This window comes from Leifsonia sp. RCC_180 (assembly GCF_058138205.1).
Window position 1 is genome coordinate 2,448,523 of the sequence record NZ_CP200340.1, and the last position, 12,283, is coordinate 2,460,805.

Here is a 12,283-nt window from a genome sequence, read left to right on the forward strand (position 1 = left end):
GCACAAAGGAGTGACCCGTGAAGCTTTCACGACGCACCAGGATCGCCGCAGCCGTCGCCGGCGCGGCATCCTTCGCCCTCATCGCAGCCGGATGCTCATCGAGCGGCGGCGGCGGTTCCAGCTCGGACCCCGTCAACCTGACCGTCACCACGTTCGGCACGATGGGCTTCGACAAGCTCTACTCGCAGTACGAGAAGGAGCACCCGGGGGTCAAGATCAAGGCCACCAACATCGACACCGGTGACAACGCCCTCACCGACTGGCAGACGAAGCAGGCGGCCGGAAGCGGCCTCCCCGACGTCCAGGCGGTCGAAGAAGGCTGGCTCAGCAAGGTCATGCAGGTCTCGGACCAGTTCAACGACCTCAAGGACTACGGCGCGAATGACATCAAGGACCGCTGGGTCGACTGGAAGCTGAAGCAGGCCACCGACAAGAGCGGCCGCATCATCGGCTACGGCACCGACATCGGCCCGGAGGGCCTCTGCTACAACGGCAAGCTCCTCGCCGCGGCGGGCCTCCCCAGCGACCGCGAGTCGGTCGCGAAGCTGTTCGGCGGCGAGAACGCCACCTGGGACGACTTCTTCAAGGTTGGCGAGCAGTACCACGCCGCCACCGGCAAGGCGTTCTACGACCAGTCCGGCTTCATCTGGAACGCCATGGTGAACCAGCAGGATGAGGGCTATTACACCAAGGACGGCAAGCTCAACATCGAGGACAACAGCGACCTCAAGGCGCTGTGGTCGAAGCTCGCAGGCGGCGCTGCTGCCGGGCTCTCCTCCAACCAGACCCAGTGGGACTGGGGCAAGGGCAAGGCGTTCACCGACGGCTCGTTCGCCACGTTCGTCTGCCCGGGCTGGATGCTCGGTGTCGTGCAGGGTCAGGTCAAGGCCGGCGGCGGAGACGCCACCACCGGCTGGGACTTCGCCAACGTGTTCCCGGGCGGCGCAGCCAACTGGGGGGGATCGTTCCTGACGGTCCCGAAGCAGTCGAAGCACCCGAAGGAGGCCGCCGCCCTCGCCGCCTGGCTGACCACAGCCAAGTCGCAGGTCCAGACCTTCCAGGCTGCCGGCACCTTCCCGTCCGTGACCGAGGCGCAGACCGACTCCGGTGTGACCGGTGAGAGCGACCTGACGAAGTTCTTCAACAACGCTCCCGTCGGCCAGATCCTCGGGGAGCGCGCGAAGGGTGTCGTCGCCCAGTACAAGGGACCGGACGACTCCGTCATCCAGTCGCAGGTCTTCGGGCCGTCCGTGCAGCAGCTCGACTCCGGCAAGGCGAACGGCGACCAGGCGTGGAGCAACGCGATGACGCTGCTCAACCAGCTGGTCGTCAACAAATAACCCGAAACCACACCCGGGCCCCCGCTGTACCCGAACGGCGGGGGCCCGCACCACGGGGAGATCCACCATGACCACCACTGCCACCACCGCCCGGGATGATGCCGCAGCAGCACACGCTGCACCGCCGTCGCCGCGCAAACGCGCACCGCGCACCGAACTCACCTACAAGCAGCGACTGAACCGCTTCGACGTGAAGGCGTCGCCGTACTTCTACATCGCGCCGTTCTTCGTGCTCTTCGCCCTCGTCGGGCTGTTCCCGCTCATTTACACGTTCGTCGTCTCGCTCAACAACTGGAACCTGCTGACAGGGCCGGGAGAGTGGGTCGGCTTCAAGAACTATGCGACCGAACTGAGCGATCCGTTCTTCTGGAACTCCCTGTTCAACACCATCAGCATCTTCCTGCTCTCCGCCATCCCGCAGCTGATCGCCGCCGTCTTCATCGCCGCGATCCTCGACCAGAACATCCGGTCGAAGACGTTCTGGCGGATGAGCGTGCTGCTCCCCTACGTCGTGACCCCGGTCGCGGTGACCCTGATCTTCTCCAGCGCGTTCGACGAGAAGTACGGCCTGATCAACAACATGCTCCAGGCCATCGGCCTCGACCCCGTGATGTGGAAGACCGAGACGTTCCCGTCGCACGTCGCCATCGCCTCCATGGTGAACTGGCGCTGGACCGGCTACAACGCGCTCATCCTGCTGGCCGCCATGCAGGCGGTGCCGCGCGACATCCACGAGTCGGCCGCCCTCGACGGCGCCGGGTCGTTCCGCCGCTTCTTCTCGATCACGCTGCCGAGCATCCGCCCGACCATGATCTTCGTGATCATCACGGCCACCATCGGCGGCCTGCAGATCTTCACGGAGCCGAAGCTGTTCAACCCGTCGAGCGCCGTGCCGGGTGGTCCGCAGCGGCAGTACCAGACGACCGTCCTCTACCTGTGGGATATGGCGTTCAACCGGCAGAACTTCGGCAAGGCCTCCGCGATCGCCTGGATGCTGTTCCTGCTCATCGTGATCTTCGGCGTCCTGAACTTCCTGATCTCACGTCGGATCGCCTCCACCGAGTCGCGGCTACATCGTAAACGGACCGCCAGACGACTGCAGGCCTCGCGCATCCTGGCCGCAGCGAGCGAGGAGAAGAACCTGTGACCGCCACAGCGCGCACCGAGCGCACCGCACCCATCCGACCGGCAGCAGCCCGCGCCCCCAAGCGCCGTGCGCTCGGGATCGACCGCCGGCCTGGCTTCCTGACCTACGGCATCCTGCTCGCCCTCTTCATCGGCGGCGCCTATCCGCTGTGGTGGTCGTTCGTCGCAGGGTCGAGCAACAGCACCGTGCTGACCTCCACCTGGCCGCCGCTCCTGCCAGGTGGACAGTTCTGGACGAACGTCGGCCAGGTGCTGGACACCGTGCCGTTCTGGCTCGCGCTCGGCAACTCGATCATCGTCGCCTCGGTCATCACACTGTCCGTCGTCGCGTTCTCCACTCTCGCCGGCTACGCGTTCGCGAAGTTGCGCTTCCGCGGACGGGAGGGCCTGATGATCTTCGTGGTGGGCACGCTGGCCGTCCCGACGCAGCTCGGCATCATCCCGCTGTTCATGGTGATGAAGCAGTTCGGCTGGACCGGCACGCTCGGCGCGGTCATCGTGCCGACCCTGGTCACCGCGTTCGGCGTGTTCTTCATGCGGCAGTACCTGGTCGACGTCATCCCGGAGGAGCTCATCGAGGCCGCCCGTGTCGACGGAGCCAGCATGATCCGCACCTTCTGGCATGTCGGAGTCCCGGCTGCGCGTCCCGCGATGGCGATCCTCGGCCTCTTCACCTTCATGACCGCGTGGACGGACTACCTCTGGCCGCTGCTCGTCGCGCCGCAGAATCCGACGCTGCAGGTGGCGCTCAGCCAGCTGCAATCGGCCAAGTACGTCGACTACTCGATCGTGCTCGCCGGAGCCGTGCTCGCCACCGTCCCGCTGCTGATACTCTTCGTGCTCGCCGGCCGGCAGCTTGTCTCCGGCATCATGGCGGGCGCGGTGAAAGGTTGAGAATGAACCGCACCTGGCCGAATGGCTTCCTCTGGGGGTCGGCCACCGCGGCCGCACAGATCGAGGGCGCCGCCCACGAGGACGGCAAAGAGGACTCGATCTGGGATGCGTTCGCACGCGTCCCCGGTGCGATCGCCGGCGGCGACACCCCCGAGGTTGCGGTGGATCACTACCACCGGATGCCGTCGGACGTCGCGCTGATGGCGTCGCTCGGCCTGCAGTCGTACCGATTCTCGACCTCCTGGGCGCGCGTCAAACCGGGCGACCGCTTCGTCAATACAGCGGGGCTGGCGTTTTACGACCGGCTGGTCGACGAACTGCTCGGCGCGGGCATCCTGCCCTGGCTGACCCTCTACCACTGGGATCTGCCGCAGGCGCTCGAAGAGAAGGGCGGATGGGCGACCCGCGACACGGCGTACCGGTTCCGCGACTACGCGGTCGCCGTGTACGACGCCCTCGGCGACCGCGTGGACCACTGGACCACCTTCAACGAGCCGCTGTGCTCCTCCCTGATCGGGTACGCCGGAGGTGAGCACGCGCCGGGTCGTCAGGAGCCACGCGCGGGACTCGCAGCCCTCCACCACCAGCACCTCGCGCACGGACTCGCCGCCTCGGCGATCCGGTCGCTGGCCGGCGAGCGGGGCACGGCGTCCGAGCTGAAGCTCGGCATCACCCTCAACCTGACCACCGCGGTGCCGGACGACCCCACCGATCCGGTGGACCGGGAGGCGGCGCGACGCATCGACGGGCTGTGGAACCGGATGTACCTGGAGCCGCTGCTCCTCGGTGCGTATCCAGAGGACGTGCTGCAGGACGTACGCGAGCACCGCTTCGAGGAGCTTGTGCTCGACGGCGACCTGGCTACCATCGCGCAGCCGATCGACTTCCTCGGCGTGAACCACTACCACGACGACAACGTGAGCGGGCATCCACTCGGGACGGACCAGCCCGCGGCCGTCGTGCCGACTCCCCGGCCGACCTCGTCGCCGTTCGTCGGCAGCGAGTACGTGACCTTCCCGTCGCGGCACCTGCCGACCACGGCGATGGGCTGGGAGGTCAACCCTGACGGCCTGCGCGCACTGCTCGTGCGCCTCACCCGCGACTACCCGACGCTGCCCCCGCTCTACATCACCGAGAACGGTGCGTCCTACGACGACACCGTCTCGGCGGACGGCGCCGTTCACGATGTGGAGCGCGAGGCGTACATCCTCGCCCACATCGACGCGGTCCGACGCGCGATCGACGAGGGCGCCGACGTTCGGGGCTACTTCGTGTGGTCGCTGCTCGACAACTTCGAGTGGGCGTGGGGATACGCGAAGCGGTTCGGCATCGTGCGGGTCGACTACGAGACCCAGGAGCGCACCGTGAAGGACTCGGGTCACGCCTTCGCCAGGATCATCGCAGAAGCACGGGCCGGTGAGGTCGCGGAGGTCGTGGAGGAGGCCGCCGCGTCACGCGTCTAGCATGGACGCAAGCGACGAGGAGACCGGATGACGACCGAGCAGATCACCGGCGGGGCTGTGCCCACGCTGGAGGCGGTGGCCGCGCGCGCAGGCGTGTCGCGAGCGACCGTGTCGCGCGTCGTCAACGGGTCGCCGAAGGTCACGGCGGAGGTCGTCGCGGTGGTCGAGCGCGCCATCGCCGACCTGAATTATGTCCCCAATCGTGCTGCGCGTTCGCTCGCGTCCCGCCGAACGCAGGTCATCGCGCTGGTCGTGCCCGAGTCGACGGCCAAGGTCTTCGCCGACCCGTTCTTCGCATCCATCGTGCAGGGCGTCGCGCTGAGCCTCGCCGACACCGAGTACACGCTCAACATGGTCATCGCGTCGGAGACGACGCCGGACAAGACGCGGCGCTACCTCATGGGCGGGAACGTCGACGGAGCCCTGGTCGTGTCTCACCACTCGGGCGACCACTCGTATGCGCAGCTCGGCACCACCCTCCCGCTGGTCTTCGGCGGACGCCCGGTCAGCGAGACCGAGCACCTGTCGTACTACGTGGATGTGGACAACGTCGCCGGCGCCGAGGTCGCCACCCAGCACCTGATCGACCGAGGCCGCCGTCGCATCGCCCTCATCACCGGCCCGCAGGACATGCCCGCCGGCCTCGACCGCTTCAACGGCTGGAAGCGGGCGATGGATGCGGCGGGCCTCGACACCACGATGGTCGCGTACGGCGACTTCTCGCCCGCCTCGGGCCTGGAGGCCATGCGCCGGCTGCTCGCGGACGGCCGCCCGATCGATGCGCTGTTCGCGGCGAACGACCAGATGGCCGCGGGCGCGTACTCCGCGATCCACGAGGCCGGCCTCAGCATCCCTGGCGACATCGCGGTGGTCGGGTACGACGACGACAGCTTCGGGCTGATGTCGACGCCGCCGCTGACGACCGTGCACCAGCCGTCCATCGGCCTGGGCGAGGCGATGGCGCGAGTGCTGGTCCGGCGGCTCGCGGGCGAGCACGTCGAGCGCGTGACGCTCCTGCCGACCGAACTCGTCGTACGCCAGAGCAGCTGACGCGGCTTCAGGAGCGGGCGGTGCGCTTGCGGGCGCGGTAGGCAGCCGCCTTGGCGCGGTCGCCGCAGCCGGCCATGCCGCACCAGCGGCGGTTCGCGGCGCGTGACGCGTCGAGGAACGGGCGCGTGCAGTCGGTTCCCTCGCACCACTTGAGGTGCGCGACGTTCTCGGGGCGGAAGGCGTCGACGGCCGCGCGCGCGATCGCCGCGAGACACGACGTCGAGTCGCCGGTGGTGGTGACCGAACGGTCGGCGGCCAGCACGGCGACGGGGATGCTCGACGCGGCGTAGCGATCGAGGGTACGGACGGCGGCCGCGTCGAGCGGCCGTCCGGGGTCGCTGGTCAGCAGCGCCCAGATGGTCTCCCGAAGCACCAGCGCCTCCGCATGCTGGGCCTCCGTGACGGCGGGAGGCGCATCCACGAGTCCCGCGTCGGCGAACCATTCGCCGAGCGATGCCGGAGTGGGAACGCGCTCGACCGCCGTCGTGCGTCGCTCGGCGACGGTCGCGACGAAGTCGAGGGCGAGGTTGCCCGCCACGAACTCGAATGCCACGTCACCATCTTGACAGGTGACGCGGAGGAGGGCAACGTGCCGATGGTGAGCAGAAGAAGCGGACTGATCGCCTACGTGGCCGCGGCGGTCCCTGCACGGTCGGCCGATGCGGGCGCGATCGTGGCGGCCGTGCTCGCGGGCACGGCGACCGGCGGTCCGGCCGTCGGCGGCCTGCTCGCCGGCGCCCTCACCATCCCCCACCTGGTCGGTCCGCTCGCCGGACGCCTTCTGGATGCGCGACGGCGACCGGGTCCGGTGCTCGCGGGCGCGTTCGGCTGGTACGCGATGTTCATCGTTGCGGCGGCGCTCCTCCTGCCGGTCAGCACGGCGGCAGCGGCGGTCGCCCTGGCGGCGGCGGGATGCGCAGGGCCGCTGGTCACCGGCGGCCTCAGCAGCCGGCTCGCTCCGCTGCTGGAGAAGCGCGCGCGTGCGGCGGAGGGGCGGACGGAACGGCCGGACGGCACCGACACCGACACCGACACCGATGCTGCGAGTCCGCGCCAGCGGCGTGGCCAGGCCATCGACGCGCTCACCTACGGGGTCGCGGGAGCCGTCGGTCCCGCGGCGATCGCCGTCGCCGCGACCGTCCTGACCCCGCGCGGCGCCCTGGCGGCGACCGCGGGCCTGCTGGTCCTGGCGGCCGTTCCCGTGCTCTGGCTTCCCGGCTCCTCCCGCACACCCTCGCGCACGGCATCCGGCGGCGTCCTGCGCCTGCTGCTTGTCATCCCTCCGCTCCGCCGGACCACCGTCGCGACCGTCGGCTCGGCCACCGCCCTCGCCGCCGCGCCGGTGATCGCCGCCGCTCTGGCGAGGCAGCGGGGCGCATCCCCGTCCTCCGCCGCCGTGCTGATGTGCCTCTACGGAACCGGCGGCCTGGTCGCCTCCCTCCTTCTCATCGTGCGTCCGCTGACGGGCACGCCCGAGCGGCTGGTCCGCCTCGGCGTGGCGGCCGCCGGAGCCGCGCTGCTGCTCCCATTGCTGGCGCTTCCGTTCCCCACGGCCGGCACCGCCACCGGCGGCGCGGCGTTCGCGGTCGTCGGCGCCGTCAGCTCGGTCCTGTTCGCCGCGACACTCGCCGCACGGACGGAGTACTCGCCACCCGGCGCCACCGCCCGTGTCTTCGCGACGGTCGCGGGCGTCAAGGTCGCCGGCAGCGCCATCGGCGTCGCCGCAGCCGGGCTGGTCGCCCCGCTCGGCGCCGCTCCGCTCACCCTGTGCGCCGCTGTCGTCTGCGCGCTGACCCTCGCGGCCGTCTCAGTGGATGCGGCGGCTTGCGGTCGGAGCCGACGGGCGTACCGTCGCGGCATGCCCACCTACACTGCGACGCGGCCCCTCGAGGGCGATGCCGACGAGTACTTCGACTACGTCTCCGACCCGGAGAACCTCCCCGCCTACTTCCCGCGCATGACCGAGGCGCACGAGCTCCCCGACGGCAAGGTCGAGACGACCGCCCATGTGGACGCCGAGCACGACGGCACCGACGAGACGGTCACCTCCGAGGCGAACTTCGACGTGGACCGCGCCGCTCGCGAGGTGCGCTGGTCCGCGCCGGGCCCGCACGACTACCACGGCTCGCTGCGGCTCACCGATGACGGCGTCGAGCTGACCATCCACACGACGCAGGTGTTCGACGGGATGCAGCAGGCGCTCGACGGATCGCTGGAGAAGATCGCCGGAAACCTGCGCGAGAAGGCCTGACCCTCCCGAGCATGTTCGACGGATTCGAGATCGCCGACGTGGATGTCGGCGAGGCGACCATCCACGTCCGCCACGGCGGAGACGGTCCACCGCTCGTGCTGCTGCACGGGCATCCCCGCACCGGAGCGACCTGGCACAGGGTGGCGCCCCTGCTGGTGGAGCGCGGGTTCACAGTCATCGTCCCCGACTTGCGCGGCTACGGCCGCTCGAGCGCGCCGCCGCCGCGATCGGATCATTCGCAGGCGTCCAAGCGCGCCATGGCCGGCGACATCCTCGCGCTCATGAACGCTCTCGGCCACGACCGCTTCGACCTCGTCGGCCACGACCGCGGCAGCTACGCAGCGTTCCGGCTCGCGATGGATCATCCCGACGCCGTGCGGCGCGTCGCGCTGCTCGACTGCCTCCCGATCGTCGAGCACCTCGACCGCATCACCCCGGAGTTCGCCACCGCGTGGTATCACTGGTTCTTCTTCGCCCAGCCGGAGGTGCCGGAGCGCGTGATCGACGCCGACCCGAACGCCTGGTACCACGGCGATCCACAGGCCATGGGCGTGGAGAACTTCGCCGAGCGCCGGGAGGCGATCCACCGGCCGGAAGTCGTTCGGGCGATGCTCGAGGACTACCGGGCCGGGCTCACCGTCGACCGCGCGAACGAGGAGGCCGACCGCAGCGCCGGGCGACGGCTGACCATCCCCACGCTCATCCTCTGGTCACTGCGCGACGACCTCGAGCGGCTGTTCGGCGACCCGCTGACCATCTGGCGGGACTGGGCGGTGGATGTGCAAGGGTACGGAATCGACTCGGGTCACCACGTCGCCGAGGAGGCTCCGGAGCAGCTGACCTCTGCGCTCGCTGAGTTCTTCAGCGAGCGCTGAGCACGCCGCTCACGCCAGCTGCCGGTAGAGCCGATTGCCGGCCGCCGCCAGCACGAATCCGGTCGCAACGATCGCCGCAACCCCGCCCGCATACGCGATGAACAGGTGCTCGGTGCCCGTCTGCGCCGAGAAGTAGGTCACCAGGAGCGCCACGACGGACCCGATCCCGCACACCGCTCCGATCCAGACGAGCGGCCACAGCTTGCTGCGCACCGGCGGCTCGGCACCGGGCAGCCGCAGCCACGACAGCACGATCCCGGCCAGGCACCCCCAGAACGCCACGACCAGCATCCCCGCCACCACGTCGCTCGGTCGGTGCCACTGCTCCACCAGCGTGGAGGCCCCGGCCGCGATGGCGAACACCGAGCCGACGATGGCCGCAAGCGGCCGGTACCGCGGCGACGCCAGGAGGAAGACGACGAGCGCTGCCGACGCCGCCACCGCCGTGTGCCCGGAGGGGAGGGAATTGGCGAGCCCCACATCCACGCCCTTCTCGGGCCGGGACAGGATGGTGTACTTCAGCAGCTGCGTGCTCACGTTCGCGCCGATGGCGGCGCCCACGGCGATGGCGAACACCAACCAATTGCGGCGCACCAGCACGATGATCACCGCGACGATCGCCCCGATGACGACGGAGGCGACGGGCAGCGCGTCGAGGAAGCTCTGCGCGAAGTCGATCACAGCGCCCTTCCAAGCATCCGCCCCGGCAAAGGCGCGCTCGTCGATCACCTGGCCGATGTAGCTCCGCACGAAGATCAGGTACACGGCTGCGAACAGCCCCGCCGACACCAGCGCACCCCAGAGGAAGGGCAGTGCTCGCAGGGTCGATCGCATAGTGCATCCACCCTTCCACACACCGCCCTGAGAATTCCGGATGAACGCCGGGGAGGTGTGGAGAGCGCCCTTCAGTCGACGAAGCGGACGACGTGATCGCTGGCGGCGAGCCTGTCGCGCATGACCGCTATCGCGGCCGGATTGCTGTCGACGAGCAGGAAACGACGACCGAGGGCGGACGCGACGGCGCCCGTGGTGCCGCTGCCTGCGAAGAAGTCGAGAACCCAGTCGCCTTCGCTGCTCGACGCCTGGACGATGCGACGCAGCACTCCCTCCGGCTTCTGCGTCGGGTAGCCGGTCTTCTCGCGCCCCGTCGGCGAGACGATGGTGTGCCACCAGACGTCCGTCGGAAGCTTGCCCAGTTGCGCCTTCTCGGGCGTCACCAGCCCTGGCGCCATGTACGGCTCCCGGTCCACCGCGGCGGAGTCGAAGTAGTACGCGGACGGATCCTTCACATAGACGAGGATCGTGTCGTGCTTCGCCGGCCACCGGTTCTTCGGCTTCGCGCCGTAGTCGTACGCCCAGATGATCTCGTTGAGGAACGACTCGCGACCGAACAGCGCGTCCAGGAGGACCTTGGCGTAGTGCGCCTCGCGATAGTCGAGGTGCAGGTAGAGGGTGCCGTCGTCGGCGAGCACCCGCCACGCCTCGATCAGCCGTGGCTCGAGGAACCCCCAGTAGTCCTCGAAGCGGTCGTCGTAGCTGAGCAGATCCCCTTTGATGCGCTCGTAGCTGCGGCCCTTGAAGCCGATCACGCTACCCGCTCCGCCCTCGGACCGCACCGAGGTGAGCGTTTGCCGTGCCTGCGGGCGGCCGGTGTTGAACGGCGGGTCGAGGTAGATCAGCCGGAACGAGGCGTCCGGCAGTGCGGCGAGAACCTCGAGGTTGTCGGCCTGCGCGACGGTGCTCGGTGCATCCGGGTGCCACAGCGGGCGAGCTGCGGGGACGGGATGCGACATGCGTCCATTGTCGCAGTGGGGAGAATGGACTGTGCACAATCTCGGTCTCCTCTTCGACGTCGACGGTCCCATCGCCAGTCCCGTCACGCGTACCATCGCCATCCGCAGCATCGTCACCGACCTGGTCTCCATGGCGGCGGCGGGCGTGCCGATCGCGTTCATCACCGGTCGCTCGGGCGATTTCATCCGCAACCAGGTGGTGAACCCGCTCTGCGATGCCGGGCTCGGCGACGCGCTCGATCAGCACGGGGCGCGGATGTTCGGCGTCTTCGAGAAGGGTGGCGCCTGGGCGCCGATCACGGGCGACGGGATGGGCGAGGTCACCGTGGATGAGACGGTCGCCTTCGCGCCCGAGGCGGTCGACGGCATCCGCCGGCTGGTGCGAGACCGCTTCGCCGACACGATGTTCTTCGACGAGACGAAGCGCGCGATGATCTCGGTCGAGCAGCGCACCGACGTGGATGCGCAAGCATACGCCGAGGCGCAGGCGCAGTTCCAGGATGCGGCGTTCGACCTGCTCGCGGGCCTCGGCGTCGGCCTCCGCTACGGCGAGCGCGTCGCGCCGGACGCCGACGGCCAGGTGCCGTACCGGATCGACCCGACGATCATCTCCACCGACATCGAGTCGGTCCTCCTCGACAAGGACCGCGGCGCACAGCGCGCCTTCGACTACTTTGCGGCGCGTGGGCCTCTCCCGCGACGCTGGCGCTCGGTCGGCGACTCACGCAGCGACTACAAGATGGCCGACTTCGTGCACGACGCCGGCTACGAGGTGGCCCACGTGGATGTGCGCCCGGCCGACGGCATCCTGAAGCGGCCCTACGAGGTGATCACCATCGGCGACGCCATCCACGACGACGCGGGCGCCGAGTTCCTCGCCCACTGGCGGCGCGAGCTCGGCCTCAGGGAGTGAGCGACGTGCGCCGCCCGACGTCACCTGAGCGCCCGGGCGAACAGCAGCGGACGTGACAAGCGGCGGCACTCACTAGGGAGCGGAGAGCTCGCGGCCGCGGTTGCGGCGGCGGATCTCGCGGGGCGCGCGACCGCCGAGGAAGGAGCGGGCCGGGTCCACCACGAATCCTTGGCGCAGCGCCTCGCGGCCCACCAGCATCCGGAAGCCCATCTGGTCGCGGTTCGTCAGCGTCGTCTCGGCCCTGACCCGACGACCGCCGAGCACGAGGTCCAGCAGCACGACGATCCGCTCCTCGGTATGCCCGGAGGAGCTGCGCACCACGCGGCGGTCGTGGACCGCGCACTCGGTGAGCACCGCATCCCGTTCGGAGTCCTGCCACGGCTGCACCCGGAAACGCACCCGGTCGCCGGGGAGCTCCTCGATGTCGAACGCGTGGAGGGAGGAGCTGCGCGCGCCGGTGTCCACCTTCACCTTGATCCACGGCACGCCGACACCGGGCAGGCTCGCCCACTCGCGCCAGCCGACCGTGTCGGTGGTTGGATGGGTGTCGGCCATCCC

General features: G+C 69.6%; 12 protein-coding genes. 8 read left to right on the forward strand and 4 right to left on the reverse strand.

What is annotated here, in order from left to right:
• Window positions 1–17: 17 nt before the first annotated feature.
• The 5 genes from AB7E03_RS12045 (at window position 18) to AB7E03_RS12065 (ending at window position 5,893) form a co-directional block, all read left to right on the forward strand.
• On the forward strand, window positions 18–1,340 hold the full coding sequence (locus tag AB7E03_RS12045; protein ID WP_489941637.1) for an ABC transporter substrate-binding protein: 1,323 nt from the start codon (window positions 18–20) through the stop codon (window positions 1,338–1,340).
• 67 nt (window positions 1,341–1,407) lie between these two features.
• Complete coding sequence (locus AB7E03_RS12050) at window positions 1,408–2,487, forward strand: carbohydrate ABC transporter permease (RefSeq protein ID WP_489941638.1); 1,080 nt, start codon at window positions 1,408–1,410, stop codon at window positions 2,485–2,487.
• The gene (locus tag AB7E03_RS12055; RefSeq protein ID WP_489941639.1) at window positions 2,484–3,380 is read left to right on the forward strand and encodes a carbohydrate ABC transporter permease; all 897 of its coding nucleotides are present in this window, start codon (window positions 2,484–2,486) and stop codon (window positions 3,378–3,380) included. Before AB7E03_RS12050 ends, AB7E03_RS12055 begins: the two co-directional genes overlap by 4 nt.
• A gap of 2 nt (window positions 3,381–3,382) precedes the next feature.
• Complete coding sequence (locus AB7E03_RS12060; protein ID WP_489941640.1) at window positions 3,383–4,843, forward strand: GH1 family beta-glucosidase; 1,461 nt, start codon at window positions 3,383–3,385, stop codon at window positions 4,841–4,843.
• Window positions 4,844–4,870: 27 nt separating this feature from the next.
• On the forward strand, window positions 4,871–5,893 hold the full coding sequence (locus AB7E03_RS12065) for a LacI family DNA-binding transcriptional regulator (RefSeq protein ID WP_489941641.1): 1,023 nt from the start codon (window positions 4,871–4,873) through the stop codon (window positions 5,891–5,893).
• 7 nt (window positions 5,894–5,900) lie between these two features.
• On the opposite strand, the gene AB7E03_RS12070 is transcribed toward AB7E03_RS12065, so the two are convergent.
• Complete coding sequence (locus AB7E03_RS12070; protein ID WP_489941642.1) at window positions 5,901–6,446, reverse strand: CGNR zinc finger domain-containing protein; 546 nt, start codon at window positions 6,444–6,446, stop codon at window positions 5,901–5,903.
• 36 nt (window positions 6,447–6,482) lie between these two features.
• On the opposite strand from AB7E03_RS12070, the gene AB7E03_RS12075 reads away from it, so the two are divergent.
• Window positions 6,483–8,144 carry a hypothetical protein gene (locus AB7E03_RS12075; protein WP_489941643.1) on the forward strand — a complete coding sequence of 554 codons (1,662 nt, stop codon included), beginning with the start codon at window positions 6,483–6,485 and terminating at the stop codon, window positions 8,142–8,144.
• Window positions 8,145–8,155: 11 nt separating this feature from the next.
• On the forward strand, window positions 8,156–9,019 hold the full coding sequence (locus tag AB7E03_RS12080) for an alpha/beta fold hydrolase (RefSeq protein ID WP_489941644.1): 864 nt from the start codon (window positions 8,156–8,158) through the stop codon (window positions 9,017–9,019).
• Between the two features lie 9 nt (window positions 9,020–9,028).
• Here AB7E03_RS12080 and AB7E03_RS12085 read toward each other — a convergent pair whose 3' ends face one another.
• Window positions 9,029–9,853, reverse strand: a complete 825-nt coding sequence (locus AB7E03_RS12085; RefSeq protein WP_489941645.1) for a phosphatase PAP2 family protein — start codon at window positions 9,851–9,853, stop codon at window positions 9,029–9,031.
• A gap of 71 nt (window positions 9,854–9,924) precedes the next feature.
• Entirely contained in the window at window positions 9,925–10,812 is an 888-nt protein-coding gene (locus AB7E03_RS12090) for a DNA-methyltransferase (protein ID WP_489941646.1), read from the reverse strand.
• Window positions 10,813–10,843: 31 nt separating this feature from the next.
• Here AB7E03_RS12090 and AB7E03_RS12095 point away from each other — a divergent pair, with 31 nt between their 5' ends.
• Window positions 10,844–11,725 carry a hypothetical protein gene (locus AB7E03_RS12095; protein WP_489941647.1) on the forward strand — a complete coding sequence of 294 codons (882 nt, stop codon included), beginning with the start codon at window positions 10,844–10,846 and terminating at the stop codon, window positions 11,723–11,725.
• 72 nt (window positions 11,726–11,797) lie between these two features.
• On the opposite strand, the gene AB7E03_RS12100 is transcribed toward AB7E03_RS12095, so the two are convergent.
• Window positions 11,798–12,280 carry an ATP-dependent zinc protease family protein gene (locus AB7E03_RS12100; RefSeq protein ID WP_489941648.1) on the reverse strand — a complete coding sequence of 161 codons (483 nt, stop codon included), beginning with the start codon at window positions 12,278–12,280 and terminating at the stop codon, window positions 11,798–11,800.
• Window positions 12,281–12,283: the final 3 nt, after the last annotated feature.

What these genes read in the sequence shown, in the direction of transcription:
- AB7E03_RS12050 (WP_489941638.1), top strand. Translation starts at nt 1,408, where the DNA reads ATGACCACCACTGCCACCACCGCCCGGGATGATGCCGCAGCAGCACAC.
- AB7E03_RS12060 (WP_489941640.1), top strand. Translation starts at nt 3,383, where the DNA reads ATGAACCGCACCTGGCCGAATGGCTTCCTCTGGGGGTCGGCCACCGCG.
- AB7E03_RS12065 (WP_489941641.1), top strand. Translation starts at nt 4,871, where the DNA reads ATGACGACCGAGCAGATCACCGGCGGGGCTGTGCCCACGCTGGAGGCG.
- AB7E03_RS12080 (WP_489941644.1), top strand. Translation starts at nt 8,156, where the DNA reads ATGTTCGACGGATTCGAGATCGCCGACGTGGATGTCGGCGAGGCGACC.
- AB7E03_RS12085 (WP_489941645.1), bottom strand. Translation starts at nt 9,853, where the DNA reads ATGCGATCGACCCTGCGAGCACTGCCCTTCCTCTGGGGTGCGCTGGTG.
- AB7E03_RS12090 (WP_489941646.1), bottom strand. Translation starts at nt 10,812, where the DNA reads ATGTCGCATCCCGTCCCCGCAGCTCGCCCGCTGTGGCACCCGGATGCA.
- AB7E03_RS12100 (WP_489941648.1), bottom strand. Translation starts at nt 12,280, where the DNA reads ATGGCCGACACCCATCCAACCACCGACACGGTCGGCTGGCGCGAGTGG.